The sequence below is a fragment of the Balneolaceae bacterium genome (assembly GCA_034521495.1).
Lineage (GTDB): Bacteria > Bacteroidota > Rhodothermia > Balneolales > Balneolaceae > Rhodohalobacter.
Window position 1 is genome coordinate 593433 of record JAXHMK010000010.1, and the last position, 18007, is coordinate 611439.

Below are 18007 nucleotides of genomic sequence, written 5' to 3' on the forward strand. Positions count from 1 at the left end.
CGTTTCAGAAATTGCAGGCCTCGATGTTGCTTTACTGACCAAACACGAAGTATAAACTGGTTTTTATCGGAGCTAACTCAGGAATTGTACAGGGAAAACCCGAGTATGAACCAGTGGTTTTGATATTTGACATGAGACCTCAGACTTCTTTACGAACTATAACTCCCCTCTATTTGGTTGTGGGAGGAAATGAGTTTATCCAACCACAGGTGTGTCTAAGGGTTCAAGTCTAAAGTTTAAGGTCAATTCAAACCTGAAACATTGAACTTTAAACTGAAGTTCGCTTCGGGTTGACTTAATTATCTTATCTCTTTCCAAATCACTTTCTTATATTATTTGGTGAATGAAATAACTATTTTTTTATGGCAAATGTAGAGGAAATCAAAAAAAAAGTCCGCCCCGTATTGAAAAAGTATGGAATTCAAAAAGCGGGCATATTTGGATCTGTCGCTCGTGGAGATGCGAATGCAAAGGATATAGATTTGCTTGTAAAGATTGATCAAAAAATTAGCTTATTGGATTTTATTGGAATCCAGCAAGAGTTAGAAGACGAGCTTGATATGAACGTAGATCTTGTTGAGTATGATTCACTAAAGCCTGCCCTTAAAGAGGATATTCTTAAAGATGAAGTGCCGGTTCTATGAGCAAACGCAAACCGGACGTTTATCTGCAAGATATTTTAGAAAGTATCGGCCAAATTGAAGAATATCTCGATGATATAACAGAAAACGAATTTTATCAAAATTCAGAAAAACAAGATGCTGTCTTACGACGCCTTGAAATTATTGGCGAAGCAGTCAAACACATTTCTGATGACATTCGTGATAAACATGATAAGGTCCCTTGGCGAAAAATAGCCGGAATGAGAGACATTATTATCCACGAATATTTTGGGGTTACCCTGAGCATGATTTGGGTCGTTGCCCGGCGAGATCTTCCGCGTCTAAAATCAAAAATTCAAGATATCATCAATAATCAAAACACGAACTCGTGATCTCTAAAACATATCTGCCACTCCTCGCTCTCTCCCTCCTATTGTGTATCTCGTGTACAACCACTACTGAACAACAAGAAACCGTTTTCACGTTAGAAGGCAAACTGCATAATGCCGACCAGGAGACAATCCGTCTATTCCAGGCCACGGGCCTGAACGCAAATGAGTTTGATGTTGTGGATACGCTGTCCGTACATGCAGACAGTACGTTTTCAGCATCCTACAGCCTTGAGCCCCATTTTTACCAGTTACGAATTAACGATTCTCTGGATGTACCGATTGTTGCGGATTCCAGTCAGAATATCGCGATTACAGTTTCTTCTGTTGGGGAGTACGACGTAACCGGCTCGCCAGACACGGAACTTTTTGAGGAGTATGAGGAATATCGAACGAATATTTTGGAAGAGATCGTCTATCCGATTAGAGGTCAGTTAAACGATTTGCGGGACCAGAACAACCCGGATGATGCCCAGCGAATTGAGGAACTTGGGGCACAAGTTTTACGAGCGGAAGCCACCTATCGCGATACGCTGATCCATGCGGTGCGGGAGATGGGAACATCGATCGCCATCTACCCAACCATGGTCCGCTGGAACGGCGATAAACATATCGACTACTATGAAGAGCTGGCGGCAGATTTCTCAGAAGAGCATGAAGGTCTTGAAGTGGCAGAACTGGTATCGGAGAAAGTCAGGATATTGAAACAGGTGTCCATCGGAGGTAAAGTCTCTGAGATTACGGCTCCGAATCCCGAAGGCGTAGAGAAGTCGCTTTATAATAATCTCGGTACCTACACCCTTATCGACTTTTTTGGAAGCTGGTGCGGCCCCTGCCGATCCGAAAGCGATCATTTGAACAGAATGTACAATCAGTACAATGATCAAGGCTTTGAGATCTTTGGATTTGGCGTGGAGTTTGACAGACAAAGCTGGCTCCGTGCGCTTGACCAGGATAACCGGACCTGGACCAACGTTTCTACTGTCAGTGGCTATGAGGGTGAAATTACGAAAGAATATGCCATCACCTCCCTCCCAAAAAACTTCCTCGTGGATGAGAATGGAATCATCATTGCAAAAGATCTTCACGGCGAGGAACTGGAAGAGAAACTGGCTGAGTTGTTTTCGGAAATCTGAAACTACAACCAGTGTGATGATTAACCCAGATGTGAATCCCTGTCCCCATGTCATAATCCCGCCGAGATCGTTTTTTCTCTTATCCAGAAGTGCTAAGATGTAGATGACAATCGCCGGAATAGCGAAAAGATTGGTCATGGTAGCATGCTGGCCAATGTTTTCACCATGCCATCCCATCAATCGCTCGAATACCATCCATAAAAGAGTAATAATTGTAAAATTCAGCCCCCATTTAATCTCCGTTGTATAATTATTCATAAGCTCCCGCCATTTGTGAAAGTTTTACAGAAAATGTAGTACAGGCGAAGAAATAATCCTATAGAAAAGTCTAAACGGTGTTGGATGGAGTATTACAGCAGAGAAAAAGGCACAAGCGGGACGCTTGCGCCATCACATAAAGGAATACTAAAGAAAAAATCGGTTTAAAGTTTAAAGACCAAAATTTAAGGTTAACCTTAAACCTTAAACTTTAGACACTGAATGGCACCGTAACCAGTAAAAGGCTGATTCACCAATCATCAACTTCCAAAGTACAACCAAAGCTTAGATGCTGTACCCATCCGGTATCACCTCTCCTTTCTGGATGATCACGATACCGTCAACAACGGAGTGTTTTTCATATTCGCCATCTTCGAGATGATTTCCACCGGTGATTTTTACATCGTTACCGATTCTTACATTTTTATCGATGATAGCGCGGCTGATAAAACACCTCTGGCCAATTCCCATTAACGGCCGGTTATCGGATTGATAATCCATATCTTCCCGGGTGGCAAATGTGTCATTCCCCATCACAATGGAGTTCTCAATCGTTGTTCCTTTACCAATACGTGCCCGAATACCAATAACTGAGTTTTCAATTCGGCTGGCTTCAATAATACATCCTTCGGCAATTAATACTCGCTCAAGATTTGTACCTGTCAATTTTGATGCAGGCAGGTAACGAGCGCGGGTATAGATAACCTGGTCGTTATCATATAAATTAAATTCAGGGAGTGTTTTTGCAAGATCCAGGTTAGCCTCAAAAAAGGAACTAATTGTACCAATATCTGTCCAGTATCCGTCAAATGAGTAGCTGGATACTTTACTGCCCTCTTCAATAGCTTTTGGAATAATCTCTTTTCCAAAATCAGTGGCATCCGGATTTTCATCAAACAGGCGAAGCATGATATCTTTACTAAATACATAAATTCCCATTGATGCCAGGTACACCCTGCCCTGTTGCTGCATCTCCGGGGATGTTTCTGATGACCATTGGCTAAGTTCATCAGATGAGGGTTTCTCCACAAAGCTTTCAATCAGTCCCTCTTCATTGGTTTTCATAATACCAAAACCGGTCGCTTCATCAGCAGTAACGGGTAATGTGGCAATCGTTACATCAGAATTCTCCTCCTCATGAACATTCAGCAATTTACGATAGTCCATTTGATAAAGCTGGTCACCAGATAACACCAGAACCTGGTCATAATCATAATTGGACAAGTGATGCAACGACTGTCGAACAGCATCTGCCGTACCCTGGAACCAATTCGTACTTTTCGGAGTCTGCTCGGCGGCCAAAATATCTACAAATCCGTGCGAAAAAAGGTCAAAATTGTAGGTATTCTTAATATGCCTGTTCAGTGAAGCAGAATTAAACTGTGTGAGAACATATATCTTTCGAATCCATGAGTTCAGGCAGTTAGAGATGGGAATATCCACCAGCCGGTATTTTCCGGCAATAGGAACCGCCGGTTTACTTCTGTGGCGAGTTAACGGATCCAGGCGCGTACCTCTGCCGCCCCCTAAAATAATTGCAATTGTTTTGTCTTCCATGCTCATAATTCTACGATTTCATTGATTGATACATTGAGATATAATTTTCAGCAGCTTTCGTCCAGGAAAAATCCAGGTTCATCACATATCTTCTTTTGTTAGCAAATAACCGTTTTTTTGAAAATAAATCCACTGCTCTTTCAACAGCTTCAACAGCTTCTTGTAATTTAAAGTCCTCAAACACAAATCCATAACCATCCTCTTCATTTACATCTTTCACTGTATCTGCAAGTCCGCCGGTTTTTCGAACAACCGGAATGGTGCCATACCTCATACTATAAAGCTGATTGAGACCACAGGGTTCCACTCGCGATGGCATCAGTAAAAAATCACTGCCAGCATAAATCAGGTGAGCCAATCCTTCGTTGTATTCCAAACGGGAATCGAAATAGCCGGTATATTTATTTTCAAGATTTTCAAATATAGAGTGTAGATGGGGCTCTCCTGTGCCAAGCACAATAAAGTTAGCTTCCACTCCATTTTCATGGCTCTTTTCTATAATGTCAGGCAGCAGATCGGCCCCTTTTTCACGTACTAATCTTCCAATAAATGAAAAAAGTGGATTTTCGGGATTCAGGTTAAACTCTTCGCACAGTTTCTCTTTATTTTTTGATTTGCCCACTTTGTAATTTCTAAGAGAGTAGTGTTCCTCGAGATACGTATCTGTTGAGGGATCCCAAACTTCCGTATCTATCCCGTTCAGAATACCAAGAGTTTTAGCACTTTCCGCTTTTAGCAGATATTCCAGGCCGTGGCAAAATTCCTGTAGCTCATCCATATAACCCTCTGATACTGTGGATACCTTCCAGGCTGTTTTGATTCCGGCAGCTAATGAATTTAGCTTGTCATCCCAATCAAGCAAGCCAATTTTAAAGTGATCAAAATCAGGAAGGAGCTGAGCATTTTCTATACTGTACTGCCCCTGGTATTCTCCGTTATGAATGGTAAGCACGGTTGGCACCCCTTTTAAATCTTCATAGCGATAACTCTGGGTCATCATAAAAGGAATCAGTGCGGAATGGTGATCGTGGCAATGGACAATATCCGGTACTTCTTCCTGGCGGTTGATCCAGTCTAATGCTGCAATTTGAAAACTAAAAAAACGCTCTTTTTCATCCCAGTAAGCATGACCCGACCACGGATCCAAATACACTCCGGGACGATCAAAACGGCCGGGAATGTCAATCAGAAAAAGATCAAATCCTAAATCTGGTTGTATTAGTTTGCTGATTCTGTATGAAAACGTCGCCTTTCCAAAAGGTGCCCGGTCTTCATATAACAACTCTGTTTCGGCATCTTCCATCCAGGCATTGTAGTAGTGAGGCATAATAACCGATGCATGATGCCCGGCCTGGTTTAAATATTTTGGGAGTGCTCCAACTACATCCCCTAAGCCACCGGCTTTTGCCACCGGGTAACACTCGGCAGAAATGTGAATGATATTCATATATGTTTATAAATCTTAAGGTAACAGCACAACTGTATTTTCTACTCAGAAGAAATAAAAAGATCGAACCACCTGCAACGATGTTTATTATTTGATAACATAAAATGCATAAATCTTTTGAATTTTTTTAGTGCCAAAGCAAAATTGCCAACATATAATCGTCATCATAATTTTTTTTGCAGTTCGATCTTCAAAGAGGAGGACTTACCCCATTTTTATGAATTAACCTTGTTGCACCTGCTTTGTTCTTTTGTCTTGATACAAAAGAACGAAAAATCAAGGCTGTGAATACTTGGCGGCGGACACGAGTTCACCGTGGAATCCTTTCAATGGTCCATATCGCTCAAAAACTTTAAAATTCGCTACTCACCGGTATGAAAGGATTCTTCTCACGGTTCAATCGTTGTCCTTTTACCCGCCAACTATTCAAGGCCAACCTATACCAATTAAGTTTCCACTTATAAAATTATACAAACTATTAATATTATTTTATTTATAGATTATGAAGTATGAATTTTAGGGTAACTCCACTCAAAGAGCAGTTAATTGTGTTGCAAGTATCCTCACGGAAGCTCAATCCGTGCGTTTTACTTACTTCATTTATATCAGAAAGAAATTTCTCATCTCAATACCCTTTTAATAAATGCAGAATCTTACTATTGTAACTCCCTCATTGATCAAGATTCAGAATCATTACCTAAAAACACTCAAATAATAAGATGGCTACGATAGAGGTAGATAATTTATGTAAAACATTCGGCAAAACGGTTGCTGTGGATCATGTTTCATTTGAAGCTCATGAAGGGCGAATTTTTGGCCTTTTGGGACCAAATGGGGCGGGAAAAACCACAACGATTCGAATGATCAACTACATTATTCCGCAAGATTCAGGTGGTATTATCATCAAGGGATTAAAAGTGAGTCCAAAGACACAGAAACTGATTGGTTATATGCCTGAAGAGCGCGGACTTTATAAAAAAATGAAAGTTGGTGAGCAGTTGATGTACCTGGCTCAACTGAAAGGATTGGATGCCTCCACCGCTAAAAAAAAGATACGCTATTGGCTGGAACGGTTTGATGCAAGCGACTGGCATTCCAAGGTGGTGGGCGAGCTTTCTAAGGGAATGAGCCAAAAGATTCAGTTCATCGCAACGATTGTCCACGATCCGGAAATTTATATTTTTGATGAACCTTTCAGCGGCCTCGATCCCATCAACAGCGAACTGCTCAAAGAGATTATTATTGAACTCAGAGAAAAGGGAAAAACGATTCTCTTTTCCACCCACCGGATGGAACAGGTGGAACAGATGTGCGATGATATCTGTCTGTTTAACAACGGAAAAGTGGTCATGACCGGTAATCTGAGAAAAATCAAAAAAGAGTTTGGAAAAAACACCGTTTTGCTGGAATTCCAGGGGGATAGCACCTTCCTGGATGAATTGGATGATGTACGAATCAACAACCGATCTACCAATTTTGCCGAAATTCGAATCCTGAATGGCTCAAGTCATCAGGAAATATTGAGAAAAGCGATGGAGCGTGCTGAGATCCATAAATTTCAACTCGTAGAACCTTCACTCAATGAAATTTTTATCTCTACAGTAGGCGAAGACAACATCAAAAATAAAGAGGCATTACAAGCATGAGTTGGCGACAAGTTTATTTAGTACTTCGGCGTGAGTATATAACCCGCATTAAAAGCAAAGGATTTATTGCAGCAACCATCTTAGTCCCCGTTGGATTTGTAGCTTTGTTCGGGATTGGCATCCTCATTTCTGTCTGGGATAGTGATCTCTCCTTTGAGATCGGTGTGATTGACCAAACAGAGATCCTGGCTCCGTCACTTGTGGAGATGAACCCCGAACGATACACTAATTATTCAAGCCTGCCTGAAGATTCATTGCGAACACTCGTTCAACAGGAGCAAATTACCGGGTATATGATTCTCGACGAGGAGCATATAACTACAGACAAACCTCTCGACTTGATTTACAGCGGAAGTGGCGGTATTCAATTGTTAAACTCCATTCAGTCCGACATGCGCGAGGTGATTCGCGAGGAACGACTCAAAAGAGCTGACGTTTCAGAGGATATTCAAGATATTTTTGAAACCAGTGTTTCTTTAAATTCCCGGCGATTAACAGCCGAAGGTGAAGAGGAAGAAGACGACACGGCATTTTTTACAGTTGTGGGTATGGCGATGGGTTTTATCATCTTCTTTGCCATTTTTGGATATGGCGGTTATATCATGCGTGGGGTCATTGAAGAGAAAACCAACCGTATTGTGGAAGTGATTACCTCTTCTGTAAAACCGATTGAACTGCTGTCCGGCAAGATGGCTGGTGTAGGCGCGCTTGCTATTACCCAATTTGGAATTTGGCTTATAGCACTGTTTGGATTAACGAGTATCGCAGGCCCGATTGCAGCTACTATGATGAGCGATCAATCTGCGCAAATGGAACAAGCAATGGGTGCGGCTGAACAAGCTGAAATACCCGCTTTTATGGATATTCCAACCATCGAAACATCGTTAATTGTTTACTTTATCCTGTTCTTCCTGTTGGGATATCTTCTCTATAGCTCGCTTTTTGCTGCCATTGGATCAGCTGCCGATTCCGAAACCGATACACAGCAGTTGATGATGCCGGTGACGATCCCGATTATGCTGGCCTACTTTATCATGTTTCATGCCTGGAGAAGCCCGGATAGCACATTATCTGTTTTAAGTTCCCTTTTCCCATTCTTCTCTCCTATTGTGATGATTACCCGGATTGCCATTACGGAAGTCCCGTTTTGGCAGATTGGATTAGCAATGCTGTTGATGGTCCTTACGTTTATCGGAACGATGTGGCTCAGTGCCAAGATCTATAAAGTGGGTATCCTCAGCTATGGCGGAACGGCCAGTTTTAAGGATATTGCGAAGTGGATCAGGCAATGATGCAGGATTTATGATACAGGTTCCAGAAATCTCAAATCTCAAATCTCAAATCTCAAATCTCAAATCTCAAATAAGCTGTAGATTTTTACCTGTCCAAAATCCAATCAAATCACTGATAATCCTGCAGCACTCTTCTCACTCTTTCATCATACTCTTCCATTAAGAATTGTTCTGCGAGATCGTCTCTTGATCCTGCATTCACAAACTCAAGGGCTGAGGCGGCTATATACCGAATTCCGGGATGTATATCTGAAAGAAGATCAGGTAATCTCTCCTCCCAGTTTGCAGATGATCTGTCGTATTCCAAAACAAGATCAAGAGCTTCTTTTCGAACTTCATACGGAAACTGTTCAGCGGTAAATGTTGAGGCCATCTCAACTGCAGACTCTGTTTCACCCTTTTCTGCCAATAACTGAAGTATAGAAGGTACTTGATCCAAAACCGGTTCACGAGATATTAGATTTCCAGCAATAGTATTAAAACGGCCGGCATCTGTTACTTCTGCAAGAGAGCGAATTGCTGCTCCTTGAATTTTAGGACTGCCCGGTTGAAGAATAATATTCTGAAGACGACTGATGATCTGCTCATTGCCCGGGAAATCAGCCAGTGCTTCTACAGCAGCTAAACGAACCGCAGAATGTCGTTGAGAGGAAGAATAATCCAGGAATCGCTGATCCATCCCAGACGCACCGGATGTTAATACGGATAAAGATCGAACAATTTCTGCATAAACTTGTGGATTAGATTCAACCCGAAGTATATCATCCAGAGCCAGCTGAAGATCTGGGTTGTCGGTATAATTAGCGAGTCCTTTTGCTGCTTCAACCCGTTGTTCTGGATCGGTATCGTTACGCAATTGATTAATCCAGAACATGAACGGTTTTTCAACATTCAAATAGATATCATCCCGATTTTCAATACTCAATTTTAAATTTTCAATCCCCGGTGAAACACTTATAACTGAACTTTCTGTTTCTCCAGTAAAGGTAACCTCATGTTGATCTGACCCTCGAAATGTGATCTCTTCCACTGAAACCGTTACCAACTCATCAATCATTTGATTGACTGCTTCGAAATTGATCTGAACGGTATTATCCGTCTCGTTCCATTCCACTTCAGCCGTGTATTTAACAGTGTCTTTCTCCTCAATCTCAAATTCTCCAAGCTCAAATCCATTAAAAAACGGCTGACCTGATTCATTATATATTATTTCAGATAATTCCTTCCAGCCCAATATATTGCGCCCATTTTCTAAAATATTATTCAAAGATGTCTGGAGGGATGCTTTGAATCTCGGTAGCTCGTTTGAAGAGAAAAAATACTCCCATCTTGAATAGTTATGAAGTGAAAACACATCATAAGGGGACTGGTCATCCATCTCCACATTGAGTTCAAATTCAAATAACTGATTTGCAAGGACTGCATGAGCGGAATGAATGGCATCGGCATCACTCCACTGCTCTTCTCGAATTTGTGTACCAATCCACTGACTCAGTACACCTCTCTGAATTTGTTGGATCATATCTCCATGATCTCTGTACACAAATACAATACCAGCGGCATACGATTTTGTCTCCCAAAAGTCGTTATCTAAAACAACAATAGTCAGATCCCGATATGGATATGATGCGTTTATCTTATTCCTTACAGCTTGAATGGTAGTTGCAGCCAGTTCCTCAAAATTGGTTTCTGAAGATAGATCTGATTCAGAATAAACCCTCACCTGTATTGGGCCTTGGCTGCCTTCTTGACGAGCTCTGTTTACAGATGTTGATGATTGTTCCGATATCTCACCAAGCACCCATCCCAAAGATGTGGCAGGAATAGGAGTATCAGATCTATAGGTTGTCCGTTCCTCTTCTACACTTACAACCTCTGACTCTGCTCTTTGGCCATTTGCCACCAAAGTTTGTCCTGATGGATGTGTGACACGCAACTCCGTTGTAAATTGAACTCTTGGATGGTCAATCACCGGAAGCCAGTGCCGGGTAGATTTAGGAAGTTGAGAAGTCCAGGTTGTTCGGTTTACGTTTCTCAGAACCCCAAACCTGGGATTTGCCTTATACTGAATCCTGATATTCAAAACCGATTCCTCTGCAAAAACCTCATTGAGATAGATAACAAGGCTATCATTCAGTGCTGTAAATTCTCTTTCAGTGTCATTCACTGAAACACCCAGAATATTCAGCCGGCTCGCATCAAAAACCAGTGTATCGGGATCATCAATATTTACTGTCGCACGATAGAGCAGATCTCCCTCAATGGCACCAAACTCATCAATATGAATATCGGCGTTTAGGTGCTGCAGTGTAATATCCATTTTCGGATATTTTTGATAATCCCAATTTTGTGAGTGAGCGAGATTTGACACCCCCATGACAAAGAGAAATGTAAAAAGCAGTATTCGTTTATTCATATCAGGACAGTTCATCAAAAAATGGAATAATTTGTTTTGCTAACGTTTTATTGGTTGAAATAGCATTTCCGGTTTCAATCGTTTTTTGGCCGAATACATCTGTAAAAGAACCGCCAGCTTCAGTTATTACGGGTAATAAAGCGGCCGCATCCCAGATACTTAAAATCGGGTCGATCATGATATCAGCACGCCCTGCAGCAACCATCATATGCCCGTAGGCATCTCCCCAGGTACGATGGATCCTGGTGGAGCTCAATAAAGATTCAAGAGGTTTTTGAAATCCATGTTCCTTGTAGGTCGTAACATCCGTACTCAAAAATGTGGCTTTTGAGAGATCTTTACACTCTCTAACCTCTATCTCAGAACCATTCAAAGTAGATCCCAAACCCGTTGCTGCAGATGCCATCTCATCCAACGCCGGTGCGTAAATCACTCCAACTTCAGGCTTACCTTTTACCAAAATACCAATAAGCGTTGTGTAGAAGGGAATACCGTGAATGAACGACTGTGTTCCGTCAATAGGGTCCAGCACCCACACCACATCGGCATCTTCATTTTCTGTACCAAACTCCTCCCCGATAATGCCATGATCCGGGTAATGGCTATTGATCAATTCACGAATCACTTTTTCGGCGTTACGGTCGGCATTGGTTACCGGGGTATCGTCAGATTTGAATTCAAGGTCGAACGATTTTTTAAAGTAGTTGAGTGTTGATTTACCACCAGCTTCGGCAAATTCAACCGCAGCATCTTGTAATTCTTTTAGTGATATTTTCATATGGGATTAACCCTTCAGATGTTTATTTTTCTGACTTTTTGAATACAATTGAAAGTACTAAAAATCTTATTTCCAGAATTTTAAAGATACGATTTCCATGACCGAATTACAGATTATCAAGCATATTTCCTCAACACTTTCTCTTTCCGAGAAGCAGGTAAAAACTACAGCTAACTTAATTGATGAGGGATCTACCATTCCATTTTTAGCCAGATACAGAAAAGAGGCTACCGGTGGATTGGATGAAGAACAACTCCGCTCCGTCCGCGATATGCTTGAATTTCACCGAACACTCGAGGATCGTAAGAAAACGGTTTTGAAAGCTATAAAAGATCAGGACAAACTCACGCCTGAACTTGAGGAAAAAATCAAAGCGTGCAAAGAACTTCAGACACTCGAAGATCTTTACCTGCCATATAAGAAGAAGCGAAAAACCAAAGGCGATATGGCGAAGGAGAAAGGCCTTGAGCCGTTGGCTGAGCTCGTTTGGAATCAGGAAATTGAGAATGGTAATCCGCTTGAATATGCTCGTGAGTACATCAGTGAAGAAAATGAGATTCCGGATGCAGATACTGCTTTAACAACTTCACTGGATATTGTTGCCGAATGGATCAACGAATCGGTGGATGTACGTGATACACTTCGTGCAATTATGAGAAAACATGGAGTGATCACATCAAAGAAAAATCCGGCTGTTAAAGAGCGGACCAATTTTGAGGATTACTATGAATTCAACAATCGTGTGCAGTACATCAAACCGCATCAGACACTGGCGCTAAATCGCGGTGAGCGCGAAAACGTGCTTTTTGTAAATGTGGAGTTGAACACCGATCGGACACTGGATAACCTTGATGATGTGGTGATTAAAAATGATCTCTCCATTTTTACTCCCTATTTGCAGGATGCTGTTGAAGATGCCTACAAACGGCTTTTGTTTCCATCACTTGAACGGGAACTTCGAAATGAACTTACCGACAAAGCCGACGAACACGCCATTCAGACCTTCGCCACCAATCTCAAAAATCTGTTGATGCAGCCACCACTAAAGGACCAGGTAGTAATGGGAATTGACCCGGCCTACCGAACCGGTTGTAAAGTGGCCATTGTGAATGAAACAGGTCAGTATTTGGAGGGCTCAACGATCTATCCAACTCCTCCGCAGGAAAAAATCGAAGAGAGTGCAGGGGTTATAAACCGGTACATCAACAAGCATAACGTAACACTTATAGCTATCGGAAATGGCACAGGCAGCCGGGAAACTGAAAAATTTATCGCCGATTTGATTCAAGAGCGTAAAGAGAAAAATCCGGATGAGGAATTGAACTACCTGATCATCAGCGAGGCGGGAGCTTCGGTTTATTCCGCTTCAAAAATTGCCAGGGAAGAATTTCCAGAACTGGATGCCGCACAGCGCGGTAATATTTCGATTGCACGACGGGTTCAGGATCCGCTGGCAGAGTTGGTAAAAATTGATCCGAAATCTATTGGAGTTGGATTGTATCAACATGACATCAACCAAACCGCACTCTCCAAAAAACTGGATGATGTGGTGGAAAGCTGTGTGAATGATGTGGGTGTGAATTTGAATACAGCAAGTTCGGAGCTTCTTACACACATTTCCGGATTGAGCAGAAATGTGGCCAAAAACATTGTTACGTATCGAGAGAAAAAAGGCCGTATTGGGAATCGGGAAGAGATTAAATCCATTTCCGGTGTCGGGGACTTTCGATTTCAGCAGTCAGCCGGGTTCCTAAGAATTCCTGAAGGCAAACACCCGCTTGATAATACCGCCATCCATCCCGAAAGCTATGAAGCCACTGAAAAGCTCTGTAACCTGTTTGGAATTAACATAGATAATCTCTCGAAAGAGAAGAAGAAAATTGAATCGGCCTTATCAGGTATCAACAAAAAACAAGTGGCAGAACAGGTTGGAGTTGGCATTCCTACTCTTGAACTCATCATCGAAAATCTCCAAAAACCGGGACGTGATCCTCGCGAATCTCTGCCAAAACCGTTGCTGCGGTCGGATATCCTGAAAATGGAAGACCTCTCCCCCGGCATGAAACTGGAAGGTACGGTTCGAAATGTAGTAGACTTCGGCGCATTCGTAGATATCGGCGTAAAACAAGATGGACTCCTTCACATCTCAAAAATGGCAAAAGAGAAGCGCGTGGATGATCCCCATGATGTCGTTGCGGTTGGAGATATCATTAATGTAGAGATTACCAATATTGATCTGGAGCGCGGTCGGATTGGCTTGGCTTTGGTGTGAGCCGTTTAGTCATCGTCTCTTAGTCATCGAATGACATTATGTGCTTAAAGTTTGGAAAGTTTCAATAAAACTCATCCGATGACTGCTTAGGAAATCGAATCGGAAACAGGTTTTTTTTTGAATGGAATTTTTGAAAAGGAAAGATCCTCCAAATCTATCTTTTTACTTGCATTATCAATATCGATTCCAACAATATTTCCTTCGCCATCATAATCAATTATAATACCTTCTGATACTTCCTCGCTTGTTACGCTGGTTTTTGATGATAGATCGATATAAAGTGAATCTGTTTGGGGGTAGTAGTTAAATTTCATGGCGTGAACCTCCTGTCAGGAAATGCATTATGAATGGTTACTTTATCTTCCAAGGTAATAACGCGTAAATATCTATTGTTAAGGTCTTCAATTCTTTTCCAAAAACGAAATCGATTATCCTCCTGTTTCTCAACTTTCTCAGGATTTTCAATCGCTTCAATACACCAATTCTTTTTGATATAAGGTCTTTTTCTGATTACTTCGTTCTCAAAATATTTTGTGTATTTGTAATCTGTCATTGATTTAAACCAAACTTCTCTCAAATATATTCCCAGATATTCTAAAAAATAGATTTATTCATTGCAATAAAAATCATATAAAACTTCCATAAGATATTTCCCTAAAGTCTTTTATTTTATAGGCTTAAAATCATTTTAAACTTGAAATCGAAGTAACAACTTGTCACAGAATCAAAATAAAATCGACAAAGCCATCTCATCCATTTCGTTCAAAGTCGATGAAAAGCATCTGCATTCTCTCAAAGACCAACTCATTCTCATCAAAACCGGCGGCAACGCATTAAAAGATGAGGAGACAAAAAACGAAATTGTCTCTCAGATCTCCATTCTCAGTCAGCTTGGCGCAAAGGTAGTCGTGGTGCACGGCGGTGGAATTGAAATCAAACAACTTTTGGATGATGTTGGTATGGTATCGGAATTCGTTGGAGGGCATCGAAAAACGGATGCCAAAGCGATGGGCTATGTAGAGATGGCTCTCAGCGGAATGGTGAACAAAGAACTGGTTGGACTGCTGAATGCCAGAGATGTTCGGGCGGTCGGAATTTCCGGACGCGATGCATCGATGGTCCGTGCCAAAAAACGATTCCATATTGTTGAAACAGACGGAGTCGAAGAAAAACATGATTTGGGCTTTGTTGGCGATGTGGATAAAATCGACACAAAATTGATAAAAACCCTGGTTGATGCGGATTATATCCCGGTCCTCTCCCCTGTGTCATCCGGCGAAAACGGTGAGAGTTATAACATCAATGCAGATATGTTTGCTGGTCATATGGCAGGCGCATTGAATGCAGAGAAATTTATGGCACTCACGAATATCGATGGATTACTGGAAGATATTGACGATCCCGATTCGATCATCTCTGAGCTTACCCCTTCCGAAGCTCGAAACCTATTTGGCTCAGTCATACAAGGTGGGATGATTCCAAAAATTGAAGCCAGCCTCATTGCATTGGAGGAAGGAGTAGATTCATCGCACATAATTAACGGTACGAAAAAGGAACATTTATTACGTATCTTATTGACTGATGAAAGACTTGGAACTGAGATCAAAAACTAAGATTTTCAAAACCTTAATTAGTCCTCGGATGAGTGGTTGCTGAGACATTGTATTTTTCTTTCTGTTATAAGATTTCTTGAAGTAAATAACATTCGATTTCCGCCGTGATCCAATAATCACAAGAAAAAATACAATGTCTTAGGCCTAATGACTTCCAAAAGAAACTATCAAACAAATTCAATTTTTATAACATCATGCCCACAAATATAACCGGAAAAGTTTTTAAAACGGTAAAAAGCATTTTCGGAAAGGAACCAGCTCAAAAAAAAGCAGAAAAGTATCATTTTGATCTCTATGGGCGCTATCCCATTGCATTGGTTAAGGGAAAAGGTTCAAAAGTTTGGGATGATGAACGCAATGAATATATCGATGCACTTGCCGGTATAGCCGTAAATAGCCTGGGGCATTCTCATCCAAAGATTGTAAAAGCAATTCAGAAACAGGCTGAAAAACTGATTCACGTTTCAAACTTCTATTATAACGGTCCGCAGAGCGATCTCGCTGAAATGCTGGTAAAGCTTTCGGGTTTGGATAAAGCGTTCTTCTGCAACAGTGGAGCTGAAGCGGTTGAAGGTTCCATCAAACTTGCCAGGCGGTACTCATACAAAAAAGGCAAGACCGGGACGATTATCAGTATGAAAAACTCCTTCCATGGGCGAACCCTTGGAACTATTGCGATGGGCAAAGAGAAATACCAGGAAGGTTATAGCCCCATCCCTCCCGGGTTTAAACATATCCATGTGAATGATGTTGAGGAACTTGAGAATTCAGTGGATGAAGAAACGGTTGCAATCATTATTGAACCGATACAGGGAGAGGGTGGAATTGTTGAGGCAACACCTGAATATCTAAAAACTGCCCGGAAACTTTGTAATCAATATGAAATACCTTTGATTTTTGATGAGGTTCAGTGCGGTATTGCGCGAACAGGAAAAATGTTTGCTCACGAGCATTATGGCATCAAACCAGATATTATGCCATTGGCTAAAGCACTTGGTTCCGGTTTCCCAATTGGAGCAGTTGTAGCGAAAGAAGAATTTGCCAATGCGTTTGATCACGGCAGCCACGGTACTACATTTGGAGGAAATCCGCTCGCTTGTGCCGCAGCCGTTGAAACACTGAAAGTAATTCTCGATGAAGATATTTGCGAAAAAGCCAGGGTTCGGGGAGATTATCTCAGAACACGCCTTGCTGATCACGCAAGTCATTGGAATGCTATAAGAGACGTTCGCGGCAAAGGGTTGATGGTTGGCGTAGAGTTGGCTTTTGAAGGCGGTGATGTTGTCAAGGAGATGCTCAAAAGAGGTGTCCTCTCCAATTGCGCCTCCGGAGATGTCATTCGGCTGGTGCCTCCGCTTATCATCACTAAAGAAGAGCTGGACACAGTTGTAGATGTACTCGTAGAATCGATTAAAGAAGTAGAAAAAAAGAATGCCAAAGTATAAAGTAGGAATTGTCGGAGCGACCGGTTATACCGGTTCTGAGTTAGTAAGACTCCTCGTACAGCACCCGGATGTAACCCTGGATTTTGTAACCAGTGAGAGCTATACCGGAAGTAAAATCACGGAAATTCATCCTCATCTTCAGGACCTCGTTGATATAACTTTGATTTCGATCGATGATGTTGCTGAGTATGAACCCGATCTTGTTTTCCTGGCACTTCCTCATGGCGTGTCGATGAATTTTGTAAAAGATCATGGTTTGGATGAATTTATCATTATTGACCTTTCCGGTGATTTTCGATTTTCATCACAAAGTGTTTATGAGGAGTGGTATAAAAAAGATCATATATCTGCAGAATATATGGAGCAATCTGTATATGGACTTCCTGAACTGTTTCGTGACAAAATACGGAATGCCCGTCTTGTTGCTAACCCGGGATGTTATCCCACTTCTGCGATATTAGCTCTTGCGCCTCTGATTAAGCATGGATATATCAATCCCTCCTCCATAGTTGTAGACTCAAAATCGGGTGTAACCGGGGCAGGAGCAAAACCCAAAGAAGGTTTACATTTTCCAGATGTGTTTGGAAATTTTTCAGCCTATTCGTTGGTAAACCACCGGCACACTCCCGAAATTGAAAATACACTTCTGGATTACAGCGGATACTCAACTGAAGTTCTATTTACTCCTCATCTGTTGCCCATTGACCGCGGAATTTTAACCACCACCTACAGCACGCCAAAAAAGGAAGTAAATACGGAATTGGTAGAAGAGCTTTTTCATTCCGTATATGAGAAGGAACATTTTGTGAGAGTTTTCGACTCTCCACCCTCTTTAAAAAATATTCGTGGATCCAACTATTGCGATATCCATGCCGCGTATGATGAGCGTACACATAAAATCATTACAATTTCCACCATAGATAATCTTGTAAAAGGTGCGGCCGGTCAAGCTGTACAGAATATGAATATTGTTTTTGGGCTGATCGAATCAACGGGATTGAAACATATACCACTAAACCCATAAAGCTATTTGATCCTTATTTCTGCAATAAAGCTGCGGATAAAATTTTTTGATGAAATTAAATGGATTTTTTTCTTATCATAGAACAAGCTAATGCGAAACAATCCATTCAACATATTATCAACTGCCAATGGT

At 41.5% G+C, this 18007-nt stretch carries 15 protein-coding genes; 9 read left to right on the forward strand and 6 right to left on the reverse strand.

The genetic code is table 11. The annotated features are described in order from the left end of the window. Positions 1-362 precede the first annotated feature (362 nt). The 3 genes from U5K72_11480 to U5K72_11490 are packed head-to-tail and all read left to right on the forward strand — an operon-like array spanning position 363 to position 2127. Positions 363-644, forward strand: a complete 282-nt coding sequence (locus U5K72_11480; protein MDZ7719427.1) for a nucleotidyltransferase family protein — start codon at positions 363-365, stop codon at positions 642-644. Beyond that, positions 641-994, forward strand: coding sequence for a DUF86 domain-containing protein (locus U5K72_11485; protein ID MDZ7719428.1), 354 nt, complete (start codon positions 641-643; stop codon positions 992-994). The genes U5K72_11480 and U5K72_11485 overlap by 4 nt, the downstream gene beginning before the upstream one ends. After that, a complete protein-coding gene (locus tag U5K72_11490; GenBank protein ID MDZ7719429.1) occupies positions 991-2127 on the forward strand; it encodes a TlpA disulfide reductase family protein in 1137 nt (378 codons plus the stop codon). Before U5K72_11485 ends, U5K72_11490 begins: the two co-directional genes overlap by 4 nt. Before the next feature lie 543 nt (positions 2128-2670). Here U5K72_11490 and U5K72_11495 read toward each other — a convergent pair. Both U5K72_11495 and U5K72_11500 read right to left on the reverse strand, forming a co-directional pair. Continuing rightward, on the reverse strand, positions 2671-3942 hold the full coding sequence (locus U5K72_11495; GenBank protein MDZ7719430.1) for a glucose-1-phosphate adenylyltransferase: 1272 nt from the start codon (positions 3940-3942) through the stop codon (positions 2671-2673). Between the two features lie 10 nt (positions 3943-3952). Next, positions 3953-5389: a glycogen synthase gene (locus U5K72_11500; GenBank protein ID MDZ7719431.1), complete on the reverse strand. Its 1437-nt coding sequence runs from the start codon at positions 5387-5389 to the stop codon at positions 3953-3955. Between the two features lie 719 nt (positions 5390-6108). Here U5K72_11500 and U5K72_11505 point away from each other — a divergent pair. Together U5K72_11505 and U5K72_11510 are read left to right on the forward strand one after the other, a co-directional pair. After that, a complete protein-coding gene (locus U5K72_11505) occupies positions 6109-7035 on the forward strand; it encodes an ATP-binding cassette domain-containing protein (GenBank protein MDZ7719432.1) in 927 nt (308 codons plus the stop codon). Continuing rightward, positions 7032-8327: an ABC transporter permease gene (locus tag U5K72_11510; GenBank protein ID MDZ7719433.1), complete on the forward strand. Its 1296-nt coding sequence runs from the start codon at positions 7032-7034 to the stop codon at positions 8325-8327. Before U5K72_11505 ends, U5K72_11510 begins: the two co-directional genes overlap by 4 nt. Positions 8328-8436: 109 nt before the next feature. Here the strand turns inward: U5K72_11510 and U5K72_11515 are convergent, their stop codons facing one another. Further along, a complete protein-coding gene (locus U5K72_11515; GenBank protein ID MDZ7719434.1) occupies positions 8437-10743 on the reverse strand; it encodes a hypothetical protein in 2307 nt (768 codons plus the stop codon). 1 nt (position 10744) lies between these two features. After that, the gene (gene hisN, locus U5K72_11520; protein MDZ7719435.1) at positions 10745-11521 is read right to left on the reverse strand and encodes a histidinol-phosphatase; all 777 of its coding nucleotides are present in this window, start codon (positions 11519-11521) and stop codon (positions 10745-10747) included. A gap of 97 nt (positions 11522-11618) precedes the next feature. Between hisN and U5K72_11525 the strand changes: the two genes are divergently transcribed. Next, on the forward strand, positions 11619-13793 hold the full coding sequence (locus tag U5K72_11525) for a Tex family protein (GenBank protein ID MDZ7719436.1): 2175 nt from the start codon (positions 11619-11621) through the stop codon (positions 13791-13793). An 86-nt stretch (positions 13794-13879) separates the two neighbouring features. On the opposite strand, the gene U5K72_11530 is transcribed toward U5K72_11525, so the two are convergent. Further along, positions 13880-14107, reverse strand: coding sequence for a DUF2283 domain-containing protein (locus U5K72_11530; GenBank protein MDZ7719437.1), 228 nt, complete (start codon positions 14105-14107; stop codon positions 13880-13882). Next, entirely contained in the window at positions 14104-14346 is a 243-nt protein-coding gene (locus U5K72_11535) for a hypothetical protein (GenBank protein MDZ7719438.1), read from the reverse strand. The genes U5K72_11530 and U5K72_11535 overlap by 4 nt, the downstream gene beginning before the upstream one ends. A 160-nt stretch (positions 14347-14506) precedes the next feature. Between U5K72_11535 and argB the strand changes: the two genes are divergently transcribed. The 3 genes from argB to argC all read left to right on the forward strand — a co-directional run bounded on the left by argB (position 14507) and on the right by argC (position 17875). Beyond that, positions 14507-15406 carry an acetylglutamate kinase gene (gene argB, locus U5K72_11540; GenBank protein ID MDZ7719439.1) on the forward strand — a complete coding sequence of 300 codons (900 nt, stop codon included), beginning with the start codon at positions 14507-14509 and terminating at the stop codon, positions 15404-15406. 194 nt (positions 15407-15600) lie between these two features. Beyond that, positions 15601-16851 carry an aspartate aminotransferase family protein gene (locus tag U5K72_11545; GenBank protein ID MDZ7719440.1) on the forward strand — a complete coding sequence of 417 codons (1251 nt, stop codon included), beginning with the start codon at positions 15601-15603 and terminating at the stop codon, positions 16849-16851. Continuing rightward, a complete protein-coding gene (argC, locus tag U5K72_11550) occupies positions 16838-17875 on the forward strand; it encodes an N-acetyl-gamma-glutamyl-phosphate reductase (protein ID MDZ7719441.1) in 1038 nt (345 codons plus the stop codon). The genes U5K72_11545 and argC overlap by 14 nt, the downstream gene beginning before the upstream one ends. The last annotated feature ends 132 nt before the right edge of the window (positions 17876-18007 follow it).

Coding starts and splice junctions, on each gene's coding strand:
- U5K72_11515 (MDZ7719434.1), bottom strand. CDS start 10,743: ATGAATAAACGAATACTGCTTTTTACATTTCTCTTTGTCATGGGGGTG.
- U5K72_11545 (MDZ7719440.1), top strand. CDS start 15,601: ATGCCCACAAATATAACCGGAAAAGTTTTTAAAACGGTAAAAAGCATT.
- U5K72_11485 (MDZ7719428.1), top strand. CDS start 641: ATGAGCAAACGCAAACCGGACGTTTATCTGCAAGATATTTTAGAAAGT.
- argC (MDZ7719441.1), top strand. CDS start 16,838: ATGCCAAAGTATAAAGTAGGAATTGTCGGAGCGACCGGTTATACCGGT.
- U5K72_11530 (MDZ7719437.1), bottom strand. CDS start 14,107: ATGAAATTTAACTACTACCCCCAAACAGATTCACTTTATATCGATCTA.
- U5K72_11525 (MDZ7719436.1), top strand. CDS start 11,619: ATGACCGAATTACAGATTATCAAGCATATTTCCTCAACACTTTCTCTT.
- U5K72_11535 (MDZ7719438.1), bottom strand. CDS start 14,346: ATGACAGATTACAAATACACAAAATATTTTGAGAACGAAGTAATCAGA.
- U5K72_11505 (MDZ7719432.1), top strand. CDS start 6,109: ATGGCTACGATAGAGGTAGATAATTTATGTAAAACATTCGGCAAAACG.
- U5K72_11480 (MDZ7719427.1), top strand. CDS start 363: ATGGCAAATGTAGAGGAAATCAAAAAAAAAGTCCGCCCCGTATTGAAA.
- U5K72_11495 (MDZ7719430.1), bottom strand. CDS start 3,942: ATGGAAGACAAAACAATTGCAATTATTTTAGGGGGCGGCAGAGGTACG.
- U5K72_11500 (MDZ7719431.1), bottom strand. CDS start 5,389: ATGAATATCATTCACATTTCTGCCGAGTGTTACCCGGTGGCAAAAGCC.
- U5K72_11510 (MDZ7719433.1), top strand. CDS start 7,032: ATGAGTTGGCGACAAGTTTATTTAGTACTTCGGCGTGAGTATATAACC.
- hisN (MDZ7719435.1), bottom strand. CDS start 11,521: ATGAAAATATCACTAAAAGAATTACAAGATGCTGCGGTTGAATTTGCC.